The 26,519-nt window shown below is 56.1% G+C and carries 18 protein-coding genes; 10 read left to right on the top strand and 8 right to left on the bottom strand.

The genetic code is table 11. The features are described 5' to 3' along the window. The first annotated feature begins 349 nt into the window (after positions 1-349). Both RB_RS03895 and RB_RS03900 read left to right on the top strand, forming a co-directional pair. Positions 350-1,129 carry a hypothetical protein gene (locus RB_RS03895; RefSeq protein ID WP_007336109.1) on the top strand — a complete coding sequence of 260 codons (780 nt, stop codon included), beginning with the start codon at positions 350-352 and terminating at the stop codon, positions 1,127-1,129. After that, a complete protein-coding gene (locus tag RB_RS03900; protein WP_007328243.1) occupies positions 1,107-1,313 on the top strand; it encodes a hypothetical protein in 207 nt (68 codons plus the stop codon). The genes RB_RS03895 and RB_RS03900 overlap by 23 nt, the downstream gene beginning before the upstream one ends. Positions 1,314-1,584: 271 nt before the next feature. Here RB_RS03900 and RB_RS03905 read toward each other — a convergent pair whose 3' ends face one another. Beyond that, positions 1,585-2,835 (bottom strand): sensor histidine kinase, encoded by a 1,251-nt coding sequence (locus RB_RS03905; protein WP_164921481.1) that lies wholly within the window; start codon positions 2,833-2,835, stop codon positions 1,585-1,587. Between the two features lie 95 nt (positions 2,836-2,930). Here RB_RS03905 and RB_RS03910 point away from each other — a divergent pair, with 95 nt between their 5' ends. Next, on the top strand, positions 2,931-3,674 hold the full coding sequence (locus RB_RS03910; protein ID WP_011118617.1) for a ribonuclease E inhibitor RraB: 744 nt from the start codon (positions 2,931-2,933) through the stop codon (positions 3,672-3,674). A 235-nt stretch (positions 3,675-3,909) separates the two neighbouring features. Here RB_RS03910 and RB_RS03915 read toward each other — a convergent pair whose 3' ends face one another. After that, complete coding sequence (locus RB_RS03915; protein WP_164921482.1) at positions 3,910-5,433, bottom strand: BBP7 family outer membrane beta-barrel protein; 1,524 nt, start codon at positions 5,431-5,433, stop codon at positions 3,910-3,912. Positions 5,434-5,698: 265 nt separating this feature from the next. Here RB_RS03915 and RB_RS03920 point away from each other — a divergent pair, with 265 nt between their 5' ends. Both RB_RS03920 and RB_RS03925 read left to right on the top strand, forming a co-directional pair. Next, positions 5,699-7,888 (top strand): preprotein translocase subunit SecA, encoded by a 2,190-nt coding sequence (locus RB_RS03920; RefSeq protein WP_007328238.1) that lies wholly within the window; start codon positions 5,699-5,701, stop codon positions 7,886-7,888. A gap of 200 nt (positions 7,889-8,088) precedes the next feature. Next, positions 8,089-9,681, top strand: coding sequence for a hypothetical protein (locus tag RB_RS03925; RefSeq protein ID WP_011118622.1), 1,593 nt, complete (start codon positions 8,089-8,091; stop codon positions 9,679-9,681). Positions 9,682-10,481: 800 nt separating this feature from the next. Here RB_RS03925 and RB_RS03930 read toward each other — a convergent pair. Continuing rightward, positions 10,482-11,267 carry a TIGR00282 family metallophosphoesterase gene (locus RB_RS03930; protein ID WP_011118627.1) on the bottom strand — a complete coding sequence of 262 codons (786 nt, stop codon included), beginning with the start codon at positions 11,265-11,267 and terminating at the stop codon, positions 10,482-10,484. A gap of 125 nt (positions 11,268-11,392) precedes the next feature. Then, a complete protein-coding gene (locus RB_RS03935; RefSeq protein ID WP_007326414.1) occupies positions 11,393-13,075 on the bottom strand; it encodes a S1 RNA-binding domain-containing protein in 1,683 nt (560 codons plus the stop codon). Positions 13,076-13,212: 137 nt separating this feature from the next. On the opposite strand from RB_RS03935, the gene RB_RS03940 reads away from it, so the two are divergent. Beyond that, positions 13,213-13,740, top strand: coding sequence for a hypothetical protein (locus tag RB_RS03940; RefSeq protein ID WP_164921483.1), 528 nt, complete (start codon positions 13,213-13,215; stop codon positions 13,738-13,740). Positions 13,741-14,058: 318 nt separating this feature from the next. On the opposite strand, the gene RB_RS03945 is transcribed toward RB_RS03940, so the two are convergent. The 4 genes from RB_RS03945 to RB_RS03960 all read right to left on the bottom strand — a co-directional run bounded on the left by RB_RS03945 (position 14,059) and on the right by RB_RS03960 (position 21,741). Then, the gene (locus tag RB_RS03945) at positions 14,059-15,114 is read right to left on the bottom strand and encodes an acyl-CoA desaturase (RefSeq protein ID WP_051156491.1); all 1,056 of its coding nucleotides are present in this window, start codon (positions 15,112-15,114) and stop codon (positions 14,059-14,061) included. 369 nt (positions 15,115-15,483) lie between these two features. After that, a complete protein-coding gene (locus RB_RS03950; protein ID WP_085978436.1) occupies positions 15,484-15,702 on the bottom strand; it encodes a small basic protein in 219 nt (72 codons plus the stop codon). 184 nt (positions 15,703-15,886) lie between these two features. After that, positions 15,887-20,548, bottom strand: a complete 4,662-nt coding sequence (locus RB_RS03955; RefSeq protein WP_011118631.1) for a DUF4332 domain-containing protein — start codon at positions 20,546-20,548, stop codon at positions 15,887-15,889. Positions 20,549-20,826: 278 nt separating this feature from the next. Beyond that, positions 20,827-21,741, bottom strand: coding sequence for an iron-sulfur cluster transporter (locus RB_RS03960; RefSeq protein WP_164921484.1), 915 nt, complete (start codon positions 21,739-21,741; stop codon positions 20,827-20,829). A gap of 525 nt (positions 21,742-22,266) precedes the next feature. Between RB_RS03960 and RB_RS03970 the strand changes: the two genes are divergently transcribed. The 4 genes from RB_RS03970 to RB_RS03985 all read left to right on the top strand — a co-directional run bounded on the left by RB_RS03970 (position 22,267) and on the right by RB_RS03985 (position 26,456). Further along, entirely contained in the window at positions 22,267-23,268 is a 1,002-nt protein-coding gene (locus RB_RS03970; RefSeq protein ID WP_164921486.1) for a DUF6655 family protein, read from the top strand. A 191-nt stretch (positions 23,269-23,459) separates the two neighbouring features. After that, a complete protein-coding gene (locus tag RB_RS03975) occupies positions 23,460-24,563 on the top strand; it encodes a DUF481 domain-containing protein (protein WP_011118637.1) in 1,104 nt (367 codons plus the stop codon). 341 nt (positions 24,564-24,904) lie between these two features. Further along, a complete protein-coding gene (locus RB_RS03980; RefSeq protein WP_007336011.1) occupies positions 24,905-25,306 on the top strand; it encodes a TadE family protein in 402 nt (133 codons plus the stop codon). A 16-nt stretch (positions 25,307-25,322) separates the two neighbouring features. Beyond that, positions 25,323-26,456, top strand: coding sequence for a VWA domain-containing protein (locus tag RB_RS03985; protein ID WP_164921487.1), 1,134 nt, complete (start codon positions 25,323-25,325; stop codon positions 26,454-26,456). Positions 26,457-26,519: the final 63 nt, after the last annotated feature.

A 26,519-nucleotide genomic window follows, 5' to 3' on the forward strand; every position in this document is an offset into this window, starting at 1 on the left:
TTTCCCGCTCAATGCTGAGTTGAACGGCCGGTCGTCGAGCCGGTTCAACTCACGTTGTGCTCAATCCACGCCGGTGCGATTTCACCACGAGGCCTGGTCCTCATCTGTGGCGGGGTATGAACACACATGGACAACCGTGGCGACCCTTACAATCGCTACACTTTCCATTGAAATGGTGGGTGTCGTCAATTGCGACGTGTTTCAGGCAATTTTGTTGACACTCATTTTTGGGCGTAACTATACTTTGGAATGAAATTCCCGACCTCTTTTCTCCATCCGGAACCGACCACCCATGACCCTACTCGGGAAATCCTTTTCGGTCATAATCCTGCTTCTTAGCGGGGTTTTCATGGTACTGGCGCTCGCCGTCAACGCGTCTCATCGCAACTGGCGTGATGTCGTGCTCGGACCTACGGGTTTGAAGGCCCAGATCGAAACCATCGCTCGCACCAACGAACAACTTCGTGATTCAAGAGCACGCACACAAGCGTCCTTGGATCGCGAACAAGCCGCTCGTCGGACCGCTTTGGCTGCTCTGCAAACTCAGCTGGATCAGTTGGAGTCGCAGTTGCGTGAAAGTGAGTCGACTGTACAGCAGTTGCAGGCGAAGAGCACTGAACTGGCTCAGACCGACCGGGCTCGGGCGGAAGAGTTGGAGAAAATGACGGCAGACAATGCTCGTTTGCGAGAGCAAATCCGCACCGAGCAACAAGACCGCGACACCTTGTTCGCCCGCACGTTGGAATTGACTGACCAAATGAACAGCCTTCGCGGCGTGGTTCAATTGCAACAAGATCGCAACGATCAATTGCATACTCAGGTGACGCGATACAAAGAAGTCGTCGACGCCGCTGGTTTGAACATGAACGATCCGCTCGATGGTGCTCCGCCCGAACGCAACGGCACCGTCTTGGTCGTCAACCGTCCTCGCAAGTTGGTCGAAGTTTCGATCGGCTATGACGATGGGCTTCGCAACGGTCACTACCTAGAAGTCACCCGTGGTGGTCGCTATGTGACCCGTTTGAAAGTGCGTGAGACGGAACCTGATCGTGCGGTTGCCGAAATCATGCGGGACTACAGCGAAGGCGTAGTGGAGGAGGGCGATCGTGTCGACACTTCCATCGAATGATGTACCGACGGGCAAGCAACCACCTAGTGTTTACACGGTGATGTTGTTGCTGGCGATGTTGTTCATGTTGATCGCGGTCATCGCGATGTTTGTGGAACTGAATCGCTGGGGACCCGATTACTACAAAACCAACACGGCTCGTCCGACCGTGATGCTGACGACGAACAGCCCTTTCATCGGCTGAGTCTGCGGAGCAAGAAATTGATTCATCGCACCCAGGCCATCGTGCCTGGGTGTTTTCGTATCCACTCGGCTTGGCGTGTGAAGAACGTTCCGCGGCGATAAGAAATTCGCGTCGCGGTGGAAAGTACCGAAGCCACATTTCCGCCCGCAACATTTCCGTTCGGGCATTGATAAACGCCCGAACGGTTCGATCAGTTAGCCCAATCCGTCCCGCTAGGAGGTCGGTGGTGTGGTTGCGAGCCAGGTGTGTCTGGTGAGCAAACCTTCGACGTCTACTGCCCGTTGGTCGATTCAGTGGACTCAACGTCGGTTGGGTCCGTCGATCCGGTGATCACTTCGAGCAAACGGTGAGTCAGTTCGGGTGACTTCTTGTGCTTCGCTTGAGAGGCATCGGTCGGCCAATGTGTGATCGCCGCGGCACCGCCGAGTGGCGAGGCATCAAAACGGATGGTGCCTCCGCAGGAAAGCACGAGTTTGCGGACCATGGCCAAACCCATCCCGCCTTTGCCGCTCGCCCGGTCGTTCTTCAACGTTTCGAACATTCGGAACACTCGTTCACGGTGTTCCTCCGGAATGCCTCGGCCATCGTCTTCCACGATGACTTCCGCGGTTCCGTCCTCGGCCACTCCGCCTCGTATGACGATGGTTCCAGAGGGCCCGGGGTGGTGTTTGACAGCATTGTCGATCAGGTTCACCATCACTCGCATCACCGGCGACGAGTTACCGATGATGGTCGGCAGTTCTGATTCCAAGCGGACCTCAAAGTCCTCCGGAGCTTCGACGAAAGCGATTGCTTCTGAAACGATTTGGTTCAAATCGACTGGTTCGGTCGACGTGTAGGTTTGGTCGATCCTGGCGTAGGCCAGCAAACCGTCGAGCAAGGATTGCATGCGGGCGATCTGTTTGCCCATCGTGGAGCAGTGTTCCAGCACCGACTCAGGGACTTCTTGCCCCGCTTCCTCCATGTCCTCGCGAATCCACGCGGTCAGGTTTTGCAAACCTCGAAGTGGTGAACGCAGGTCATGGGAGGCGACGTATGCGAATTGTTCGAGTTCCTGGTTGCTTCGCTGCAGCGACTCGTTCATGCGAATGCTGTTTTCGAGTGCCGCGTCGAGCGCCTGCTCGATCTCGATTCGCCGTGTGATGTCTTGGTGGGTTCCGATCATCCGGACCAAATCGCCATTGTCATCGTAGATGAAATCTCCGATCGACTCGACCCAGCGATATCCGCCGTTGGAATGTTGAAGGCGAAAGACGTTGAAGTATTCCGTCGGCTGCCCGTCGGTCACTGTTGCCAACTGGGTGATCGCCCGGTCGTAGTCATCCGGATGCAGTCGATCCTTCCAACTCTGAAGGGTCCATTTGTAGTCCGGCGGAAGTCCCAATTGATTGAGAAGCTCTTCGGACACCTCCACGTGAGAGGACTTCACGTCAAAAACCCAATAGCCGAGCTTCGCGGTTCGCGTGGCAATGCGAAACCGAAGGTTGGTTTCGATCAGCTGTTTTTCAATGTCCGTCGTCATGGTTGAAAATGTATCACAACGTTGACCCACAATGGGCCACAACTGTTCAGATCGTTGGTTCTGGCGAGCGTTGCCGAATCTGGTAATCTGGCGGCATGAATGATTCATCCAACGAGCCTGATTTGGCTTTCGATATTGACGCCCTTTTCTCGCATCTGGTCGACGAGTTGGGAGTTGATCTATCGATCCCCATGGACTGGACCTTCACGCTTCGAGGATCTGATATTGGGCAATTGAAGTCGATCGCCGATACGCTTGACGATTATCAATGTGAACTGGAAGAGGCGGTCGAAGAAATCGATAGCCAAGGTCGATTGTCACTCGGACGTCCAATGCTCAGCGTCGTCAAAACAGGCGCTCTTGTTCCCAGCGAAGTGAAGAAGATCGCGGACCAGATGCAGCAGATCGCTGGGCGGACCGGCATCGAATACGAGGGTGTCGAGGTATTCGATGCGATCGATGACGACGAGTTGTTCGATTGGTTGAGCTTGGATGAAGCCGTTTGGCGACTTCGGCATTTCAATGACAGTGGATTGAACCCGGGCGAAGTGCTGCCGTGGGTGTTTCTGCTGATGGGGAATTCATTGGAACAAATGCAATCGCTCGCAGAAGCACTCGTCACCGGCGGGTTTGACAACAGTCAAGCGGACGAAGATCCCGATGAGGACGGACGTTTCGGCGTCTTCGTGTTTCAGGAAGGCAGCAACGACGAAGAACGATTGGTTGCCGCACATCGGCAGATCACAAAAATCGCGACCGAACACGGGGCCGAGTTTGAAGGCATCCAGTTCTTGTCGGAAGAAGATTTCATCGACGTGACCGTCGATTTGGACGACTAATCGCAAGCCGTCGCCGGTCTTGGCATCATGCGGATCAGTCGGCGAAGCCAGCATCTTGGTTTCTCGTTCTTGTTGTCAGCGCATAAAAAAACGTGCGAGGATAGAAATCCTCGCACGTCTCGATTCGCTTTCGCCGAGCAGTCTCCGACTTGGAACCCCGGACAGTTATCAAACCGGAGTCCACCCGGCAGAACCTACCGCCTATCAGGAACTGGAAGCTCCTGCCGAGTTCAGCTTAGAAGTCGATGACACAACCGAGGTCGATGCCGTGGGTGTACAAGGAACTGTCCTTGCGTTCTGAGGCTGGCTGAGCCAGTGCGGCGGGTGGCGATGTGATCGCGTCGCCGTTGTAAACGTTGTTGATGTTGTCGCCTGCCAACAAAACGTCATCCCAGTAGATGAAGCTGTAGCCGACGGACATCGAAACGTTCGGACGGAACTGATAAGCCAGCTTCACGTTGGCTTCAGGTGCGAAGGTGAACTTGTCTTCGTCCAGTGCGGTCGTGTTGAACGTGTCGCCCAAGGCGAGCACACCACCGTTGGTCGAGTCAGCTGGAACGCCACCGCTGGTGAACGTACGCAGGCCGGTGCCACGATAGATCTGTTCCATGTTGCCCAAGTGAACCTTGGTCAACGTCTTGAACGACCACTTGCCACGATTGATTTGGCTTTCGAAACCAATTTGACCACCGAAGAATCGGTTTTCGGTTTCGATCAGGTCGCTGATGTCAGTTCGGTCGCCGACGAGGCCAGCTATGGCATCCGTCGTTTGAATGCTGGTGCTGTTCACGCTCAAGGTATCGTCGATACCAAAGTGCGAGAAACCACCGATCAGGTCAGTACGGAATCCTGAACCGCTGAGCATTTTCATGCGAGCGTAGGCTTCCGCGGCATAGATGTCGAGCGAGCTTTCCGCTGAGAACGACCCTTCGAAGTCATCGCTACCGGCGACTCCCGTGTTCGCAATCAGAATGCTGTTATCCGACGGGATGTTGGTGTCGTAGAACGGGCGACCAAACGAGTTGGCTGCACCGTCGACGATTCCACCTGAGCTGGCACTTTCGCTGCTTTCGCTGAGCCACCAGAAGCGGCCGCCGACACCGAAGTCATCGCTGAGGTTCTTACCGAAGTCGAGGCGGAACCCAGCCGACAGATCGCCGCCCAGAGATTCGTCGCCACCGAACACGGTGGTCGTGCCGGGGACATCCAATTCAGGAGCCGCACCAGCCGTGTTTTGCGTGATCAAAGGTGTGCTCGAGCGAGCTTGTGTGAACCACAGCAATGCTTCGGCTGTCATCCACATGTCATGCTTTTGCATCATCTTACGAATGGGACGCTTGCGGCATTTGCCACAGTTTCCACCGCAAGACGATCCGCAGCTGCTGGCCATCTCGTAGGAGCTGCCCATGTCGTAGCTGTTGCCGCAATCGCCAGTGCTGCATCCGCTGCCGGTGCTCATGGCGTAGGGATCGTCCATCATAGGAGCAGGCGTTGGAATGCTGCTTCCTTGATGGTCGCCAACAAATGCAACAGGCTGAAGCGATTGAGCTTCGTCGCCGTAGAATGATGCCGCCATGTTGTCCGCGGAGTAGTCGACATCGTCATAAACGATTTCGCCTTCCTCTGCGGTCACTGGTGCAGCACCGGTGTAGTACTGATTGATGTTCGAGTTGCCTTGATCGGCCGCCGAGGCAGATCCAGCTGACAGCATTGCTGCCAACGCGAGCAACTTCCATTTCGTCGTTTTTTTCGTTTCCATTGGTACTCTCGTGTAGTCCGGGAACACGGGATTCATCTGGTTAACTGTTTCGACCAGATTCAGCGGACCATTCAGAACCAGCCCTACCCTAGGAACAGCCGACGCAGATTGCCTGTTTTGAACCCCACCTGTGGTACAAGTTCGCTATCTTTCCTCAAAGTCAGATAAAATGGTGTTTCACGGCGATTGGAGGTCGCTCTACGCGCGCTCTCGTGCGTAAAAATGGTAATTCTTTGCATCGCTTTTCTTCCCGTTGGCCCGCTCGATGTCCGAATCTTCCGCTCGCGAAACGACCAACCCAAACGAATTGGATCCATCAGGCGTCCCGCTTTCTTCCACCTCGACGGAGGAAACCGGTCCTGACCCGAATTGGACGCCGCCAGATCCCGTCCTTTCCGAAGCCACTTTGCTGGATCCATTGGCACCCAACGCGCCATTGGAAGACGCTGGCAACGACGCCGAAACGACCGCGCAGGCAGTCGTGCGTCGATCCAGCGACCCTTCGGCGAACAAGAAGAAGTGGACCAAGGCTTCGAACTGGCGTCCGAGAATGGTCCGTTGGCAACGCCAATTGGCCCGCGTCAACGCTCTCGAATCAACCTTGCAGGCGGAAGACGACCAAACGATTCGAAAACGTAGTTTGGCTCTTCGTTATCGCGCGATGGCGGGTGAGAAACTCTCCGAACTGTTGCCCGAAGCCTACGCGCTTTGTCGCGAAGCAGGCCGGCGTAGTTTGTCGATGCGTCATTATGATGTACAGATTCTTGGTGGCATCGCTTTGTTCGAAGGCCACATCACCGAAATGCAAACCGGTGAAGGTAAAACGCTAACCGCGACGCTGCCGCTGTACTTGCACAGCCTGGTTGGCAAAGGTGCTCACCTGGCGACGGTCAACGATTACTTGGCCAAACGAGATGCCGAGTGGATGATGCCGCTGTTTGAAATGCTGGGCGTTTCCGTCGGCATCATTCAAACCGAAGATGACCAGGGCGGCCGCCGCAAAAGTTACGGCGCTGCGATCACCTATGGAACGGCAAAGGAATTCGGTTTCGACTTTTTGCGTGACCGTTTGTTGTTGCGGGCCCAAAACCGAATGCAAACCGAAATGCTGGGCTCCGGCGACGGCGGTTTCAGCAACTCGGGCGACCAAGTCGTGATGCGAGGGATGCACTTCTGCTTGGTCGACGAGGCCGACAGTATTCTCATCGATGAAGCTCGTACGCCGTTGATCATCGGCAGCATCGAAGACACCGTTCGCGATCAGATTATCGAAACCTACAAGTGGGCGGCGGAGAACGCTCCGCTGTTTGAACTCGACGAACACTTTGAAATCGACGACGAAACCAAACGTTACGAATTGACCGCCCGCGGACGAAGCAAGGTTCGAGCGTTGCCAAAGAGCGATCTGGTTCGCACGATGGGTTTGGTTGATATGTACGAGTACATCGAACGATCCATCAAAACACATCGCGAATTTCTGTTGGATCGCCAGTACGTGATTCGTCCGAGCGAGAAGGATCCCAATGTCGACGAGATTGTGATCGTCGATGAGTTCACGGGACGTCTGGCCGAAGGGCGTAAATGGCGAGACGGCATTCACCAATCCATTGAGGCCAAAGAGGGCGTTGAAATCAGCGTTCCGACTGGGCAAGCCGCTCGGATCACCGTTCAGGATTTGTTCCTGCGATACCCGCACTTGGCGGGGATGACCGGTACGGCGGCGACCAGTGCCGGCGAACTTCGGAAAATCTATCGTACCCCAGTCGTTCGCGTTCCAACCAACCGGCCGCCGCAACGCATCCAGTTGCCGTCTCGCGTGTTTGGAACGCTCACTTCAAAGTTCGAAGCGATCGCGAAAGAGGTCGAGGAAATTCACGCGACCGGGCGACCGGTTTTGGTCGGAACTCGCTCGATCGACAAAAGCGTTCTGCTGTCGAAATTGTTGGATGATCTGGGCATCGAACACGAGGTCTTGAACGCGAACAACGTGGAACGCGAAGCTGAAATCGTGGCCGAGGCGGGTGGTCGTGGCAAAGTGACCGTTGCGACCAACATGGCGGGACGTGGTACTGACATCAAGCTTTCCAACGACGTTGAGCAAATCGGCGGGATGCATGTGATTTGTACCGAGCTTCACGATGCGGCACGGATTGACCGCCAGTTAATCGGTCGTTGTGGCCGCCAAGGTGACCGCGGATCCTACCGTCAATACTTGTCGCTGGACGATGATATTCTCAAAGGTGGCTACGGGGCGATTAAGTACGAGAAGCTGAAGAAGCGTGGTGAAGCGACCAGCGGTAGTGTCGATCGCTTGGCAGCCATGTTCCACAAGGCGCAACGCAAAGTCGAGCGTCGTCACTTCCGTGATCGAATGGTGTTGATGCATCACGAGAAAGAACGGAAGAAAATGCAGCGTGAAATCGGCCAGGATCCCTACTTGGATACTCCGGACTGATTCAGGTCTCGGTCGGTCGATGGCTGAATCGTCTCGCGTTGCCGGATTCGCCAGAATTCGGACGGCGGCCGAGCGAATTGGCTCCGGATACGCTATCGCCGTAGCAATGCGGAACATTCGGTTCAACGAAACGAGCCGCACAACCGATAATACCGGCAAGGTTTTGGTCAGTTTCTATCGCCTTCGACGGTCATCGGCTCATGAATTTCGATCGCATGTGGGAAGTCGTCAAACGGAACGTCAATCCGTTCAAGGGCGCTAACAAACCGAAATTGGTTGCTTTGGATCGACTGATCCAAGAAATTGGCACGAACTTTGGATCGAGCTTCACGCGGCTGCGTGAAGTCGACTGGGCCTACGGCAAATTCAACTTTGTGTGGGTCCAGTCACTGACCGAGTCCGAGTACCAGGAATTTCGGGGGATGTGGCTGAGCTGTTTTCAATCACACAATCGGCCTGGACCACACGCGTCTCAAGCTGCTGCGTCTCCAAATTTCCACCAGCTCGCTGCGGCTAATCCTGCTCTTCCTGCCACAAAGTTTCCAATTGCTGCGGCGAGTCATCGATTCGCCGATGTCGTCAGCGATGCTGATCGAACTCGAATGCTGTCGACGTTGACCAACGATGACTTTTGGAACGGCCTTCAGTTCTTGAAAGAGAAGTATCAGAAGATTGCGTCGGATCGAAACATAGGGAACCTTCGCAGGGCATTTCTTATCGTTCAGGGGATCGGCAATTCTGCGTCGGACAAGCTGTTTCAAAACAAGTACTTTGGCGAGTACGCGGCCAAAGCCGATTTGATCAACAACATTTATGATGACGCGGCAGCGAACGGACCGCAAAGCAGTTTGGAGAACAAACTGCTGGTAGCCGGTGGACTTTGGCGAGTCGTCAAGACAACGCTTTCACTGGCCTTCGGTGGCATTGTGATGCACGCCACCACCAGCCCGATGAAAGTGCTGAAAAAGTCACTCGGTGCGCTCAATGCACTGGCAGGGATGGTCGCGGGAATCACCGATTTGCTTCTCGGAAAAGATCCAAACTTTCAACCACTGACAGGCCGCCTGGGGATCGACGCGGCAATCGAAAGGTACAAAAAGAAATTGCTTGGCCCTGGATTGCACCAGGATGGCGACACAATTCGGCGTCAGATGGAAGATGGTCCAGCACGACTGATCAAGAGTTCTGACATCACGATTTACGACTTGGACAAAGTCCGTGATCTGGTCAAGCGTTCGCTTTGGTGGTGCAAGGTTTGGGAGAAGGACATTCAAGAACTGCGTCGTGACTCCACCAGCGATTTTGGAAATTCGGCTCTGCAAAGTGATTTGAAAGAAGCTGTCGGCGATAAAGCAGCCGGCGATGTCTCGAAGCTTAACGCTGCCATTGATGCTGAGAAAGCAAGGCAGAGCGAGAAGATTAAGACCTTGGAAAGCAAGGTTGCTAGCTCCAAGGCATTCTACGGCGAACGTCTGACAATCATCAATGATTTGCTGGCTGCATCGGAAACGCGATTGAGCATCGCACGCAAGCAAGCCAAGGCTGCCGCCGCTGGACACTCGTTTGACATCATGCGGCAAATCGCCGTGGAGGCATCTGCGTTTGATCGATCAAATTTGAGATCTGTCGCATCATCGGATGTTCGGCGTGAGAACAAGGTCTCGCGAAAACCTGTGGCATTGTCACGAAAGAGCATGCTCGAAGAAATCGATCTGGCTGTCGAAAATCGAGATCGCACCCTATCGATTGCATCCTTCACGGGCGGCGATATCGCGTTGGAAGCGGCTGCCTAGCTGGGACCGAAGACCCTTCAGTCGATGCTGCATTAAGTGGTTGAAGTTGGAGTAACGTGTTGATTTCGAGATGGACGTTGCGGTGGCAGCAGCGTTTGTTGGGGGCCAGAAACGGTCGCCATGCGTTGGAGGGTGATTGTGGGACTCCTCGCTTTGTTCCAAAGCATCGGTTGGGACGTCAGGTGAGACCTGACCTACGGTTGACACAACCTGTAGCTCGGTGGTCCCCCACCGAGACGAGCGCTATCCAGCACGAGATTCTATTTCGCTGACTCCTCGCTTTGTTCCAAAGCATCGGTTGGGACGTCAGGTGAGACCTGACCTACGGTTGACACAACCTGTAGCTCGGTGGTCCCCCACCGAGACGAGCGCTATCCAGCACGAGATTCTATTTCGCTGACTCCTCGCTTTGTTCCAAAGCATCGGTTGGGATGTCAGGTGAGACCTGACCTACGGTTGGCCGATCTGTAGCTCGGTGGTCCTCCACCGAGACGAGCACCATCCAACACGAGATTCTATTTCGCTGACTCCTCGCTTTGTTTCAAAGCATCGGTTGGGATGTCAGGTGAGACCTGACCTACGGTTGGTCAACCTGTAGCTCGGTGGTCCCCCACCGAGACGAGCACCATCCAACACGAGATTCTATTTCGCTGACTCCTCGCTTTGTTCCAAAGCATCGGTTGGGACGTCAGGTGAGACCTGACCTACGGTTGGTCAACCTGTAGCTCGGTGGTCCCCCACCGAGACGCGCACTGATCAGAATTTTGTGAATCACGGTGGAGGACCACCGTGCTGCAAATTCACTGCGTTTCGATTCGATCTTCGAAGCGTTCGATTGAGATCGCTTTGCCTTCGCCGTCGGCTTCGATGATCGCCCCGCACAACCTGACGTCTCGTGTCGCAACGTGGAAATGAGACGGCTCAAAGCTGATCGTCGCGTTGGTCACGCGTTTGATATCTCGACCGATGATGCTGTCGTACGGTCCGCTCATTCCAACATCGCACTGGAACGCGGTGCCGCCCGGAAGAACGCAACTGTCCGCGGTTGGGACATGCGTGTGTGTGCCCAACACCGCGGTGACTCGGCCGTCCAAATAGCGGCCCAGAACCTGTTTGTCGCTGGTCGCTTCGGCGTGCACATCGACCAAGATGCAACGTGGGTTCTCGGCTTCCATTTCGCTGAGGGCCGTGTCGACCGCCGCGAATGGGCAGTCGACCGGACGCATGAAGACTCGGCCCAGCAACGAGATCACGCCCAGCTTGCCGCCGGAGGTTTGGACCACGGTCCAGGTTCGGCCGGATGAGCTTTCCGGGAAGTTGGCCGGACGGACAATCCGCTGACTCGATTGCAGGATCGGAATGATTTCTTTGCGACGATACAAATGATCGCCCATCGTCATCGCGTCCACACCAGCTTCGATCAAACGTCGGTACTGGCGAGGCATCAGGCCCGCGCCGTCGGCCGCGTTTTCCGCGTTGACGACCACGGCATCGAGTCGATGTTGTTTGCGTAGTTCTGCGGTCCGCGCAAGCACCCCGGAATAGCCGGGTTTGCCTACGACATCGCCGAGAAACAAAAAACGCACACGGAGTCCTTGCGGAGAAGGTCGTACCCAATCTGCACGTCATCCCAAATGCCGTGCAGCAAAATCCTGCTGGGCCTTGTCCAGAAATGAGGTGGAACCCCTTTCGAACAACGCCCGGAAGAGACCTACCAGCGGAGGCCGAATTTCTCGCCGCCGCTCGGACGGTCGTTGCCGCCTTTGAGTGGCCCGGAGTGCGAAGCCTTGACCGCCAATTCACGTGGTGGCTCGACTTCTTCTTCGACCTGCTTCTCGCCTTCCGCTGCCGGTTTGGCATGAGCGGCTTTGATCGACAACCCGACCTTCTGCGAATCACGATCGAAGCTCATGATCTTCACGTCGACTTCATCGCCGACGTTGACCACCGAGCTGACGCGAGACACGCGGTGCGTCGCCAATTCGCTGATGTGACAAAGGCCTTCGACACCGGCGGTCAATCGAACGAAAGCACCGAACTCGGCGGTACGAGTGACTTCGCCCTTGTGGACTGAACCGACGGCGAACATCGACTCGGCCGAATCCCATGGGTTCTCGAGCAAATCACGATAGGTCAGCGACATCTTGCCGGTTTGCTTGTCGATCTTGTCGACGCGAACCTTGACGTTCTGGCCTTCTTCGATCACTTCGCTTGGATGTTTGATCCGTTCCCAGCTGAGTTTGCTAACGTGGATCAGACCATCGAGTCCACCGACATCGACGAATGCACCAAAGTCGCGAACGCTTCGGACGACACCTTCGAGGATGTCGCCTGGTTCGATCTTCTCGAGTTGTTCTTGGCGTTTGACTTCGCGTTCACGTTCCAAAATCGCACGTCGCGAAAGGACCAGGTTGCCACGGCGAGCGTTGGCTTCGGTGACCAAGCAGACCATTTTTTGGTCGACGAATTCGCTGCAGTCTTCGACTCGGTATTCCGAGATTTGGCTGATCGGCATGAAGCCACGAACGCTGCCGACTTTGCATTCCAAACCACCGTTGTTGTGGCCGGTGATGGTGGCTTCGACAACGCTGCCTTCGTCGATGTCGTCCCAGTCCGAGACTTCGGTCGCTTTGCCAGGCAGGCTGCACGAGAACAGTCCGTCCTCGGAATTGATGCCGCGAACGATGACTTCGATCGATTGGCCGGGCGTGGGTTCTTCTTCGGTGAATTGTTCGAACGGAACAGTGCCTTCATCGGGACCGCCCAAGCTGACGAACACGTTGTCTTGGTGGATCTTGATCACTTGAGCGTGAACGCGAGCACCTTCGCCGAGCGGTTCGCGGCGATCAGGCAACCCAGCGTTTCCGCCGAGGATCGTGTCCAAATCGGCTTCCGCCAACGTGGCTTCCAGCTCCGCTTGCAGATCTTCGCTCAGTTGGTCGCGAACGTTGGGAACCGCCGTCTTTTTTTGTTGCGGAACGTAAGGCTTGTCGCCTTTGTCGCGAGGTTTTTCGCCGGCCAAACGAGGCAACGGGGCGTCTTTGCCGCCGGATTTGCCTTCGCCCTGTTTGCCGCCGCGTTTCGGTTTGTGTTTGACCTTGCCGCCCTCGAGCTGCTCCGTCGAAACCGCTGCGGGGGAAACCGGTTTGGCAACTCCTTGGCCGCGAGCTGCCAGAGGACCGCCGCCAATTCGCGGCAGCGGAGCCTTGTTTTTCTTTGGCCCGGTCGGTTTGGGGCTGCTCGGTTTGGCCTGCTCCGCGGGGGCTGGCGACGCCGATTCAGCCGGAGCCGATTCTTGCGAGGCCTGAGTGGCCTCCGCCGAGGCTTCCGGGGCGGGGGCGTCCGAAGTTGGGGTTTCGGCCGTTGCGTCGGTGGATGGTTCGCCGCTGCTCATGGACAGTCAGGGGGGATCTGAGAAAGAGTGAAATGGCAATCGCGCCAAAGGCGTCCCGCAGTCTAGCAATCGGGAGGGCCACTCGGTAGCCTTCCCACGTTCTGTCCCAGCACAATCCACCGACAAGCTTCGAGACTATGCCCAACTTTGACGATTGCACGTCTTCTGCCGCATCGAATTCGAGCGACTTGCCGTCCTGGTTGACCGATTTGGACGCTTCCGTGGCTCAACCGTGGATCCAGGCCATTCAGGCCGCGGAAATGCCTGGGTTGGGCGACGGTCCGGCCAATCGCGAATTGGCTGAGTTGCTGAAAAGTGATTCGGCGAAATCTTTCACGCCGCTCCAGCGAAGCGGTTTGTGGTTGCTGGCCGGGGATTTGGATCGGTCGCACACGATCAGCCAAGACGAAAGCTCGTCGGAGGGAAGTTTCTGGCACGGCATCATGCATCGCCGCGAAGGCGATTTTGGCAACGCCAAGTATTGGTTTCACCGAGTCGGCAGGCATTCGATCCTGAGCGATCTGTCGGGCATGTACCCGGAACTGCATTCTGATGCGGATGAGTTTGTCGATCGCGTCGCAAACGCTGTGCGAACGGGCGAAGACGTCGAGGCTTGCCAACAGGTCCAATGGACCGAGTGGCAATGGTTGATGAGCGTCAGCTGAAAGGTTCGTCGCCGCAAAAACGCGTCGTCGGATTCGCCAAGAATTCCTACGGATGCCCAATCTACCTGTCGCTCGGTGGTCCCCCACCGAGACGATCGCCATGCACGCGACGCGAGTTGATCTAGATGGCCCGGCGTGGTTAGTTGTTTGCTGGGAGGCCTCGCTTTGTTCCAAAGCATCGGCACGGGCGCCAGGTGATAACCTGGCCTACGGGAGGCGGTGGCGAACCAACCTGTCGCTCGGTGGTCCCCCACCGAGACGATCGCACACACAAGTCAAATCAGTCGAACCAATCCCGCGGGCTCGCCAATCGGATTGCTACTTCCCAGCGACGCTGGCCTTGGTGGGACGTTGGACGTCGGTGATCAGTCCCATCATCTCCCAGACGCGGATGATTCCCCAGGACATGTCAAACTCGTACCACTTGTGTCCGTGGCGAGCCGAGCGTGGGGTCGCGTGATGATTGTTGTGCCAACCTTCGCCGTGGCTGATCAAAGCCACCAACCAGTTGTTGGTGCTGTGATCGCGAGTGTCGTAGTTGCGGTAACCGAACACGTGGCTGAGTGAGTTGACCGACCAAGTCCCGTGCAGCACAAAGACGGTTCGGATGGCAACGGCCCAAACGGTCCATGACAACAGATAGCGATAGGCAACCGCCCAATCGCCACCGCTGACCGCATAACCGACCGCTCCACCGATCAGCGAGATGATGATTCCGTGGATCAGGAAGACGAAGAACCATCCGTCTTTGCGTTCCAGCTTCAGATAGAAGCGGTCTCGCAGCAAGTCGCGAACGTAACGTTCATAGTGGCTGGTTTTATCCAGATCCTTGTGGCGGCAAACGACCCATCCCATGTGACCCCACAGGAAATTGACCAGCGGCGAGTGTGGGTCAGGTTGGTGGTCGCTGTGTTGATGGTGCATTCGGTGAATAGCGACCCATCGAGCGGGGCTGTCCTGCAGGTTGCACATGCCCAAGATCGCGAGCGTGTGTTCCATCCACTTGGGGCATTTGAATCCGCGGTGGGTGAGCAGCCGGTGATAGCCAATCGTGATGCCGAACATGCCGAAGATAAAGTGCCCGGCGATTCCGGCGATCAGTCCCGACCAAGTGAACAGATACGAAAACCACGCTGGGACAAACGCGGCCAACGCGACCAAGTGGACCAGCGACAGCACGATCACGTACTGCCACATGATTCGCAGCGGCTGAGTCTCTTCGGGGCGCGGGAGCCGTTGAGGATCGATTCCGGTTTCGCCGACGGCCATTGCTTCGGTCGGGACGGCTCCCGAACCGTAGTCGTTGGACTCATCGCAAACCAGCTTGTCGCGTTTCGCGGATTCAGGTGGTGCGGGTGCTTCGGAAGTCGACATCGTCAAAACCAGGGTGAATTGGAATTCATGGCCCAAACGGAAGCGAGACTCCCGGAATGGGCGGCTGTTTGCGGACCATGCTAGCTAGCTTTCGAACCGCTCGGGAGGGTGATTTGGCAACAAATGCCCCACATCGGGCCCATCCGCTCAAAAAGGCAATCCATTTGGAGCGTATCGCGGTGAGGGGTGGGCCAATTGGCGGAATCCGGGTTGAAACGCTCACTCGATCCGCGAACCGCCGGATCAGAACCGCAGAATCAGGACGGCTTCGCGTCGGATGCCCGATTTCAACGCAAAAAGGCGACACACCGCTGGGTGAATCGCCTTTTGTTGTATTTGCTGGGAAGGAGCGAAATGCTCCGGCCGCGACTACTTCTTCTTCTTGTCGTCGGCTTCGTCGGCCTTTTTGACCTTCTTTTTCTTCTTCAGCGAGACTTTGAGTACACGCGTCTTCGGCATGCCAATGATGCTCGACTCTTCGTTGAATTTGTCGAGATCCTTCATACGCTCGACACGTTCAGCACGCGTCAGGACGTTGCGACTCTTAATGGCCCCGGCTTGCACCTTGAGGCTGCGATCCATGGTCATGGCGAAATGTGTCAAAATCGAGGGGGAATTCGGATGGTCAAGTCGAACAGGTTATCGACAGTTTGATTTGCTGGCAAGTCGTAAGTCCAGCGGTTGGCCGATGTCCTGTCACAATCGGCTACTTTCCTTGGCCGGCCCCCGAAATCGAGTCCGAAAACGGGGGCCAAAGTCAATCGGGGCCGGTTTAGGCGGCTTGCAACGATCGGTGTTGGGCAGCGTAGGTCACCCATTCAGTGACTTCTTCCAGGTCCGGAAGCTTGCCGCCCCGAGCGATTCGCTTTCCTTCCCGCGAATGTGCGATCGCGTCGACCTCGCCAAACAGTGTCACAGGATTCTGCTCGGCCAATTCCTCGGCGGATGTGACTCCGGCGGCAACCAAAAACTGAGCGTCATGGCCTCGCATCATCGGGACGCGGCATACCAACGTGGTTTGTTGTTGCCACGCCAGCACGGTTTCCGCTTCGACTCGGCGGTGGTTGAGCTGCTCGGCAACCTTTTCAGGATTTGATTTCAGCAAATCATCGACGGTGTAAATGCCAATCTCATTCAAACGCTCAGCCATACGAGGACCGATCGAGGGAGCGTCGACAACGTCGCTGGCTCGTTCCAAGTAGAAACGCAGTTCAGTTGTTTTGCTGGAATCGCGATCGCTCGAACGTTCTTCGCGTTCACCTCGCTCGTAGCGATTGCTTCGCGATTCTCGTTCACCACGTGCTTCACGTTCGGCACGCGGTTCACGTTCACTGCGCGAGTCACGTTCGGTCCGCGAGCTTCGTTGTCCGCGGTTGGATTCGTGGTCTCGCATCGACACGACGCCTTGCGAGCGGTTGGCTCGCCCGGTGCCTGAACCGTTGCCATTGCCCGATCCATTGCCAATGCCTGAACCGTTGCCGGATCCGCTTCCGTTGCCGTAGCCGTTACCGTTCCCGGAACCATTGCCGGACGACGAACCATTTCGAGTGCGGGTGCTGGACGAGCTGCGACTCGATGTGCGAGTGCGGCTCGATCGTCCGCTCTCGCTGCTGCGGCTTCGCAGGGTGCGAGTGCGAGTTCGTTCGCCTTCGCCGCGTTTGCTTTCACGAAGCGATTGCATCTCGTTGGCCAGTTGGCGACCGCGACGGGCTGCTTCGACTTCGTATCGTTCTTGGTCAAATGCATCGTCGTCGTAGTCGTCACGAAGGTCCAAGTCATGATCGATCACGTGGCGTCCGTTGACGGAGGTGCCATTGAGCGAACGAGTGCTTCGCGAGCGGCCGTTCAACGTGCGACCGTTGACGGTGCGGGTGCGAGTTCGTACGTGAGCGGTTTGGTTGGCCGATGCAATCCAGCTGGTGATGCGGGAAAGTTCGTAGCTCGATCCGCTGAGCAGAATTCGCTGGCCGCGTTCGGTTGCCAGGAACGTTTTGACTTGGTCCAGCAAATCGCTGGGGTGAATCGCTGCCAATTGGGCTGGATCGGTGACGCCACAGCCGACCAAAACGCGAGCGTCAAAGCCACGCAGTTGTGGGACTCGGCACATCAAGCGACATTCCGATTGCCAACGGCGGATCGTGCGAGCGTCGACACCCGCCAATCCCAGAGTATCGGCCAATCGGTTGCTGTCTTGGCTCATCAAGTGAGTGATGTGCGAGATCCCGATTCGGCGGAGACGTGCCGCTGCGACACCATCGATCGAAGGTGCCGAGTCAATGGGGCTGTCAACGGTCAAGAAGAACGGTGTCTCGTTCACTTCCGATTCGCTCGTGTGCCCATTTGCGACAACACCATGTTCGGTGGTCGCGTTGGTGGCGACAGGAATCGTCGAAGTGGTTTGGTCAGCGTAGTAGTACCCGTCGCGATAAGCGGTTCCCGAAGGAGCGTGATCGGTGGCGGATGCGGGATGACTGGGGACGAAACCATTGTGGGTGGCTCCGTTCGCGTCGGCGTGAACCGAAGCGGCCGGATAGACGGCGTGTTGCACGGGACCCGTTGTCGAACCATGGATTGCGGTTGGACCGCCCACCCATTGGTCTTCATCGAGTCCTGCCGTTTCGCGGTAAGCGGCTTCGAATTCGTGGTTGACGTCCGCGGAGGCACCATTGAACCATCGTGAACGTTCGCCGGTTCCGAGTTCGGTTTGGTTGTCCAGTCCATGAGGACCGACGTAGCGATCGTGGCGACGGCCGTTTCGCCAAACAGGTTGGTGAGCGTGGACGATTCGCGACGCGTGCAATCGGAAGGTTCGTGCACCGCTGCGGGAAAGCGACGAAGCGAGTGGCTCGTGGCTGGTCAACAGCACAATTTGGCGGCCAGGCGATGCGTAGTCGGACAAAGCCGATGCGATTGCATCGCCGGTGACACCTTCAGCGGTCCAAGGACGGAATGCATCGTTCAAGCCGTGGAGGTCAGTTCTGCTATCGACCGCCGTGAATAGTTCGCGATGAGTTTCAAGGATCAATGGAACCGAGCGTCCGGTGCGATCCATCAATTCGCCGGCAGCCATGCGAACGGCCATTGCTGCGATGGCACGAGTGACACCAGGCAGACTCATTTCGTCTTGGTCATCGATTCGGACGTGGACTTGGCGTCCCGCAGCGATCGATCGAGTGTTGGTGAAGCGATGTTCAGCTTCACTTCGCTGCAACGTGTGTGGGTCCACATTGACAGCGGAAGTGGTCCAGGTCACTCGGCGATGACGTCCGCCGGACAAGCGAACCAACCAACGACTGGCCAGTTCCACCAGTGACGATTCGGCACGTGTGGCCGGACGGTATCGATTCAGTTCAGTGATCAGCTCGTCTCGACGACGAAGCAATTCAGTACGACGCGAGTTTCGGACCACTGGACGAGCAGCGGGGCGAATCGGATGCGGAACGGGGGTCAACTCCAATTCATGCTGGCGAGTTGCAAGTGCTTGCAGTTCTCGATCGATTTGACGCAGTCGATCGTCGACGGCTGCCAAGTCAAACGCCGTTTCGGGCATTCCGATTGGGTAGTCGGCATCGACGATTGGCAGCGTTCGAAGGCTGCGGCGAACACGAGCGGATTCGTCCAGCACGCTTCGCAGTTGTGTCTCGGTCTGATGCAGTTCGCTTAAACGAGCACCACGTTCGGCCATCCAATCGGGATGGTGACCCGTGATGGTCACAAAGTCGTGCAGTTCGCTTCGTGACGCGGCGAGTTCTTCGACGATGCGTGCTCGATCGCGAAGAAGTTGGTCCAGAGTGTCCGCGAGTTGACGTGTGACGTTGTCGACGTGATCGCCAACCACGTACGGCGAACGGCGAAGTTCGGTACGGATTTGACGGAGAGTCGACGCGAGCGAGCTTTGTCGGTTCCAAGCACCACGCAATGGTTCGAAGGTGACCGGATCAACTGAGCCCGCAGCAGTGGCAGCAGTTTCTCGTTCAATTCGATTCAGCAACCAATCGATTTGTTGTGTCGCCGAGTTGATTCGCAGGTCGATGTCATCGATCTGGTGCAGCGGACGATACGCGTCGCGATAGAAATCGTCCCACGCGTGATCGACTGAGTAGTGATCAATCGCATTGATGAAATGGTCGTAGCGGCGGTTGCTGATGCCATCGACATCGACGGAATAAGCATGTTGGCGAGCGTTGGCAATCGAATCGCGAAGGCCACGGATTTCGGCCAATGTGCGACGCAGTTGAATGATCTCCGAATCAGCCAGACGCAGTTGGTCTCGCAGTTCATTTGCCGACAACTTCGCCGCGTATCGCAGGTCGGTCGTTAGGTAGCCGCTGCCGGTGTAGTGATCGCGATGAGTGGTGCCGTATGCCAGGGGATCGATGCCATAAGCGTAGGGCCGCGTCGTGGAACCGGGGGCCGAGTAGGCTTTTGCATCCAGGTCGGCGATCCACCGTTTCAAACCGGACGCACGAGCTCGCAACGAGTCGGCTTGCGTGTGTAGTTCGTGCAAACGTTGGGTGTGCTGACGATGTCGCTCCGCATGAACGCTCTCGTAGCGAGCGGCACGTGAACGATGGGCTAAGATGACGCTGCGACGAGCGGTCAACGAATCGCGAAGCCGCACACATTCCCCGCGTTGACGATGGATGTCAGCAAGTTCGCGTTGGATTTGCTCGGCACGTAAGTTGGCTTCGTTCCACTGGGAGCTTTCGTCCCATGTGCTTCCGTACCGGTCGGATGCTTCTAAGTCTTGGCTTGGCAACGCGGCTAGCTGAGCTTCAACGTCGGCCAATTCCGAACGCAGGGCTCGGCGGCGTCGGTCGTCCGATTCGGTGAATGAATGAACGGATTCGCCCGACTGAACCGAATTGCTGTAGGCGTGGTGATTGTGCGTGTAACGAGCCGTTTCGGATTCGTACGGCAGGGCGGCGAATCCTTCGCGATCAAGTCCCGATTGAATGCATGCGGCGACCACGCGGGAAACGCTGGTGACAGTCGTGTCGACCATCACACCATCCACGATTGATTCAGGCATTTGCACGCTGCGGAGAGCACGTGCCGCCATGGTTGTGCTGTTTTTGGTCGGGACAACATCGTCTTGGTTGCCGAACCATCCGTCGTGATAGCCTTCCCATGCGGCGGTCGTTTCGCTGCGTGGTTCGAATTCCACGGTGCGGCGGCCATTGGAAGTGCCGTCTGCTTCGCGGCGGCAGTGAACCCAGCCATTGTTGTCGACCCAAACAACTCGTCCGGTCGAACCACTGAGCATTCCATTGGGGTATTGTCGCGAAACGAGTGAGTCGCGAATGAAGCGGCTGATCGCGGTTTTGCCGGATCCGATCGGGCCGAGCACCACATTCAAGTGATGAGACAGCGGTCCAAGTTCCACCCGGTTTAACGGGCCATGATTGTCGATTTCGATTCGATCCAACAACATCGCAAAACGCTCCTTCCGTGGCTGCGCGTGATCACGCCCTGTGAGGGTCCAAGGTCCTTGGCAAAGAAAAGAGGGCCATCCTGCCCACTTGCGGGAACCTTTGCCGGTTTCCTTTGTTCACCACTGGAATGGGTGAACACGCGGAGACTTTAGTCGAATCGGCAAATTCGTGGAAAGGCCGATTTCGTGAAACTGCGACAAGACCAAAAAATCATTTTGTGGTCAGTCGAGCGAACGCGGCGTTCTTTCCCGGGAGCGTTCCGGGAGCGCGGCGAGGGTCAGGCAGCACGCCGCTGGCGACGCTTCTGCTTCTTCTTTGACGCCTTTTTTCCGGCGTTTTGGCGTGTCAGGCGAATGGCTTGAGGAACCCACAACTCGCTCTGGATCCGTCCGCCCAAGTTCATCCAATTGTCAAAATGGCCGATTTGCTCGGACGACCACGCTGCAATTTGATGGTGGTAGAAAATTCCGTGTTCTTGCAATTCGGTTTGCTGAACCGATCTGATTCCCCAGATTTGAGTCAGATCGTCGGGTGATTTTGGACGCGACATATATAGCAGTCCAAGTTCGTCGTGTTGCCGAATTGGAATACCGTTTTCATCTCGGGTTTCGCCGTGCGATTCTGGCGGCGTGGGATGGACGAGTGCAATCGTGGTCGGCACGGAGGATCCATTTGCCGATTTCGATGCCGTCGCCAAATCGACCGTCGCCGATTCGAACGGTGTGGAGTTGTCGTTGGCGGGCAACTTTGACGAGTCGTTGGCGTGCTGCGTTGGGTAAGCGTTCGGTTTGACCGAATCGATTTGGTTGTGAACTTCCAGATGCTCTGCCAATTCGTTTTCGAGCGTTTCGATTCGCATGCGCAGCGCGGCGACTTCCAAATGCAGGTTTTGGGACTCGTTCGTGATCGAAGCGGAGACCTGGATGAACCTGGCTAGTTCGGAACGAAGCAAACGAATCTCTTCTGTGTCCGCGTTTGTCTTGCGTGAATCATTGTTGGCCAATTGGTTTCGGCTTGATAGACGCTTGGCTTGTCTCGTCGCTCGCAGTTCCCGCAGGCGTTCTTCGCGAGCTTTGCCTTTGCTGGATAGCACCCCATAGAGAACGACGAGTCCCAAGCACGAGTATCCAGCGGCCAATCCCAGCACCACGAGGTACATCGGATCGGCAGTTGCGGATTCGATCGTGGGCATCACAGGACAATCCTCGGGGACGCAGGTGGGGCAGGGGTTCCGGTCGACGGCGTCGCAAAGTTCAGCTCAACCGGAACGCGAAGCTTGTTTCGTCCGGGCGGATCGTTCGGGACGAACTCCGCATCACAGGCTTCGTTCTTCTTTTTTCGGAAGATTCGGAACAGCGCGTTGAATCTTTCTCTTGTTTTCGCACCTTTGGCTGAAGAAGGCTGCTTTGTCGTCGCTCGTGATGTCGGTTGCCGGGGAGGTTTGTTTCCTTGTTTCGAAGTGTTTCACATGCTCATAGGTTCGAGTGGATTGCTCGTGTTGATACAGAACGTCCGTTGCGTTTGGTGGTGTTTGTTTGCTAACCCTCAGACCGTTGAGGAGATCCTCGACCGGTTTCATGTCGAAACCGCCCACCCAGACACCCCGCCCTGCTACACCCAGAACGCTCGTCCGATGTTTCGGAATCGGCTGCCTATACGATTCGCCACCCCGCACACCGATCACCGCTGCGCCCAAAAAAGGTGTCAGGTACCTTTTTTGCGAACGACCGAAGAACTCAACGCGATTCAACCTGGGCGAAAGCCTTCGGCTCGTCCATTGAAGATGCTGATTGGCCTCGGGGTGATGTTGGCGTTGTTCGCAGGATGTGGCACGACCAAAGAGCATCAAGCAACGGAGCAGTTGTTGTTGTCGGATGCTGTTGACCGGAGCGTTTCAACCATCGACTTTCGGCCATTGTCCGGTGAAAAGGTTTATCTCGACACGAGTTACCTTCGGTCGGTGAAAGCAACCACGTTCGTGAATGCGGACTATGTCACCAGTGCGCTGCGTCAGCAGGTCATGGCGGCCGGTTGTTATCTGCAAGATTCCAGTGCGGAAGCGGATATCATCATCGAAGCCCGGATCGGAACGTTGGGGTATGACGATCACCGAGTCACGCTTGGTGTTCCGGAGAACAGCGCGATCAACTCGACGGTGTCGTTGTTTCCGGGGTCGCCCAATGTGCCTCAGATTCCCGAAATCGCGGTGGCACGCCGTGATGCTCGTGAAGGTGCGGCCAAGGTTGCAGCGTTTGCTTACGACCGAGAAACTCGCGAAGCGGTTTGGCAATCCGGAATCAGCCAGTCTCGATCCACCGCCCGCGATACATGGGTGATGGGGGTCGGGCCATTCCAAGGTGGATCGATCCGGGATGAAACGCGGTTGGCCGGGAGCAAACTTTTGCGATTCGGACGCCGTTCAACGGGCTCTCCGCCAAAAGTTTTTAGTCGTCCACCAGTTGACTACACCGCAGAGACCCGATTCGACGGTGGGTACCCAGTTCTCCGCGATGAAAACCAAAGCATGATCGGTGGCGGGTTGTTGCCCGGCGAGCCTTTACCGAGCGTTATGGCAACGGAAATGCTTGCGAAGGATGACGCTGGTGATAGCACCGATGTATCGGAAGTCGAGAACGAAGCGTCAGATGAACCGACATCAAAGAAGGCACAGCCGGCCGAGAAGATTGCCGCGCCGCCGCTGAAGAAGAAGCTGCGCTGATAAAAATTCCTCTTTCGAGGGCGCCAGTGCTTTTGTACACGCAGCTTAGAAGATTTGTTCAGTAGGTGCTTTGAGCGCCGCAACTTCATCGACCAGACCGAACGCCAAACGCACTGTCAATTGAACGCGTTTTCAATTGGCAGTGAGCACGTGGGCTTCCTTTGGATGAACTTGTTCCAAAGAAGAGAACCATGAATCGAATTCATTCCATTAAACCCATCGTTTTCGCGTTGGCCGGTTGGCTGGTGTTGTCGGCTGGTGCGCAAGCACAAACAGTTCCGAGTTGGCAGTCCGGACAACCCGTGTTCAATGGGTCGGGGTACGAACTTCCCAAACCGCCCGCTGCAACATCACCAATGCCATCGGTTCCAAAGCCAACGGCGGTTGACTCGATGGGGTTGCCAGCCGATGCGCCGGGGAACGGTTCCTCTTTGAATTTGAACGAACTGCCTTCGGGATGGAACGAAGAATTTGGGTTGTCGCCCGCGAAGTTGGAATCGCCCATCCTGGATGCTCCTTTACCGGACAGTGCGATCGAATCGGCCAGCTATTCCGATGTGGTTGCCTCGGGGCAGGTCGTCGAGTCGCCACCGCTCGAAGAAGAAGTTGTCAGTTGGTATCAACGACCATGGGTTTGGATGACAAATGGTTGGACGAACCACGCCGAGTTTGGTTTGGATGGTAGTTCCGGTAACTCGGACACGCTGGCGCTTCAGACCGGTTTGGAAATGAAACGCAAAACAGACAGGTACACATTGGCGTTGGATTTCGACTATCGGCAGGCCAGTGCGAATGATGTGACAACGGAAGAGAACGGGCGGTTCAATTTGGACTACGACCGTTTGATCAAGGAATCCAAATGGTCACTGTTTGGAAAATTCGGAATGGAGTTCGACGAGTTCAAATCCTTTGACCTGCGTTTGAACCTGAACGGCGGTATTGGGTACTACTGGATTCGCAACGACAAGACAAACTTCGTCACCCGGGTCGGTGCTGGTGCGTCGAAAGAGATCGGATCGCCGGATGATTCTTGGATTCCAGAAGCCGTGTTTGGCGTCGAGGCGGATCATCAATTGACTTCGCGTCAGAAGCTGAAGGGCAAACTGGACTTCTTTCCCGCTTTCGACGATTTCAGCGATTTTCGTTTAGTGACTGATCTGGCTTGGGAAACCTTGCTCAGCGATTCGGACAACTTTTCGCTGCGTTTGTCGGTGACGGATCGCTATGACAGCACGCCACAGGGTGCGCTCAAGAACGATTTCTATTACTCCGCTCTGCTGCTCTACAAGTTCTGATTGCTGAGTATGCGTCTCAGGCTGTCTGCTCAACAGCGGCGGTTGCTGCGATGATCGAAACCCCTGGGCAACGCATTCGCTGAAATCGCTTTGTTGTTCAGGCACCAAGTGGCACGGTTTCATGTCCGTCGCTACCGACGACACCGGGTGATCGCTTCAGTCGTTGAGATTGGTGCAATCCGCAGAGTCGTTTGGATCGATTGACCAACCGATGGATTGGGTGCTGAGAAACGCTGCTTCCGGGTGAATGCTGGCCAAGGGGTGGCTTTTTGTGACGTAGGATGCATTTGTTCGCTCAAGAGGCGGGCATCAGTACCTTTCCTACGCGGGGAACCAATTCCATGGTCACTCGAAACAAATCATCACATCGCAGCGGAATCGCAGTCACGGAACTTGCCGTGGGATTGCCGTTGTTGTTGGTGGTCATGATGGGCACCGTCGAAGCGTGCACGATGATTCGGTTGCAACAAAAGATGAAGATGGTCGCTTACGAAGGCGCCCGCGTCGGTGTGTTGCCGGAAGCCAAAGCCGAAAACGTTGAATGGCAGTGCGACACGCTGAGTGCCGATCAACGGTTGAACAGCATCGTCGTGGTGATGGACCCAATGGATCCGACAACGCTCGATTCAGGTGAGTGGTTCACGGTCGAAATTCGGGCTCCTTTCTCTGACAACGCTTTGATGGGTGGTTGGGGATTCGGAAACTACGACTTGTCCGAGTCGGTCACTCTTCAAAAACCGTGAGATTGGAATCGTTCAGATGACCCTGCTGAAAAACCAACCAAAGCAACGTTCCGGCGCCGTCATCGTCTTGCTGGTGATCATGTTGCCAGTGTTGTTGATCCTGGCGGCCTACGTGATCAACGTTGCCTACGTCGAAGCCGTCACCGCGGATAGCCAAGTGGTCACCGACGCCGCAGTGTGCGCGGCTGGCCGCGTCTACATTCAAACCGGCGACAAAAACGCCGCCCTGGCAGCTGCTCGCGACGCCGCAGAACGCAACCCCGTTGCGGGAAAAGTTGTGCCCATCAACATGTCCGATTTGGAATTCGGAATCAGTCTCCGCGAGAGTCTCGACGAAGGCTACAGTTTTCAGCCGTTGTCTGACGACGATGAGTTTGGCAACGCCGTGCGATTGACGACCTTGTCGCTTTCGAATTCACCTCAGCCTGTCTTTTCGCCCTTGTTCCCGACGATGGGAACCAACTTGGAAATCCGTCCTCAACGTGTTGCCGTCAGCACGCAAAGCACGATGGATGTCGCGCTCGTGATCGACCGCAGTGGTTCGATGGCCTACGCGAACGATGAGGCTCCTGATCCATACGTCAATCCGGCCGCCGCTCCGCCCGGTTGGACTTACGGCGATCCTGTTCCACCGAATTCGCGCTGGTTGGATTTGGTCGCTTCGGTCAACGCGTTCAATGGATTCTTGGCTGATTCACCGCAGTACGAAAAGCTTTGTTTGGCGACCTATTCCGACAACGCAAGTCGCGATTGTGATCTGACGCACACCTACGCAGAAATCTCGAATCAGTTGGATGCGATTTCGTATCAATTCAACGGTGGAGGAACCAGTGTCGGTTACGGGCTGGAACACGGGTTGGCCGTGCTGACGGATGCCACTCACGCTCGTAAGTTTGCGGTACGCGTCATGGTGTTGATGACGGACGGTCATCATAACACTGGCAAGAGTCCTGAGAGCATGACGTATCACTTGCAGAACCACGGAGTGACGTTGTTCACGATCACGTTCAGCGACGACGCCGATCAATCAAGGATGTCGAATTTGGCGAACGCGTGTGGAGGCGAGAACTTTCACGCCACCGACGCAAGCCAATTGCAAAACGCTTTTCAAAAAATCGCGAAAAAGCTGCCGTCTTTGATGACGCAGTGATCTCGTTGCCCGACCTTGTTTGACTTTCTACTGTGACATCGCACCATGTTTGAATTGCTGCAC

Origin of the sequence: Rhodopirellula baltica SH 1 (assembly GCF_000196115.1) — a bacterium.
Lineage (GTDB): Bacteria > Planctomycetota > Planctomycetia > Pirellulales > Pirellulaceae > Rhodopirellula > Rhodopirellula baltica.

Excerpts from the sequence above, each read along its gene's own strand:
- RB_RS03895 (WP_007336109.1), top strand. The coding sequence starts at position 350 with ATGGTACTGGCGCTCGCCGTCAACGCGTCTCATCGCAACTGGCGTGAT.
- RB_RS03905 (WP_164921481.1), bottom strand. The coding sequence starts at position 2,835 with ATGACGACGGACATTGAAAAACAGCTGATCGAAACCAACCTTCGGTTT.
- RB_RS03910 (WP_011118617.1), top strand. The coding sequence starts at position 2,931 with ATGAATGATTCATCCAACGAGCCTGATTTGGCTTTCGATATTGACGCC.
- RB_RS03915 (WP_164921482.1), bottom strand. The coding sequence starts at position 5,433 with ATGGAAACGAAAAAAACGACGAAATGGAAGTTGCTCGCGTTGGCAGCA.
- RB_RS03920 (WP_007328238.1), top strand. The coding sequence starts at position 5,699 with ATGTCCGAATCTTCCGCTCGCGAAACGACCAACCCAAACGAATTGGAT.
- RB_RS03925 (WP_011118622.1), top strand. The coding sequence starts at position 8,089 with ATGAATTTCGATCGCATGTGGGAAGTCGTCAAACGGAACGTCAATCCG.
- RB_RS03935 (WP_007326414.1), bottom strand. The coding sequence starts at position 13,075 with ATGAGCAGCGGCGAACCATCCACCGACGCAACGGCCGAAACCCCAACT.
- RB_RS03940 (WP_164921483.1), top strand. The coding sequence starts at position 13,213 with ATGCCCAACTTTGACGATTGCACGTCTTCTGCCGCATCGAATTCGAGC.
- RB_RS03945 (WP_051156491.1), bottom strand. The coding sequence starts at position 15,114 with ATGTCGACTTCCGAAGCACCCGCACCACCTGAATCCGCGAAACGCGAC.
- RB_RS03950 (WP_085978436.1), bottom strand. The coding sequence starts at position 15,702 with ATGACCATGGATCGCAGCCTCAAGGTGCAAGCCGGGGCCATTAAGAGT.
- RB_RS03955 (WP_011118631.1), bottom strand. The coding sequence starts at position 20,548 with ATGTTGTTGGATCGAATCGAAATCGACAATCATGGCCCGTTAAACCGG.
- RB_RS03960 (WP_164921484.1), bottom strand. The coding sequence starts at position 21,741 with ATGCCCACGATCGAATCCGCAACTGCCGATCCGATGTACCTCGTGGTG.
- RB_RS03975 (WP_011118637.1), top strand. The coding sequence starts at position 23,460 with ATGAATCGAATTCATTCCATTAAACCCATCGTTTTCGCGTTGGCCGGT.
- RB_RS03980 (WP_007336011.1), top strand. The coding sequence starts at position 24,905 with ATGGTCACTCGAAACAAATCATCACATCGCAGCGGAATCGCAGTCACG.
- RB_RS03985 (WP_164921487.1), top strand. The coding sequence starts at position 25,323 with ATGACCCTGCTGAAAAACCAACCAAAGCAACGTTCCGGCGCCGTCATC.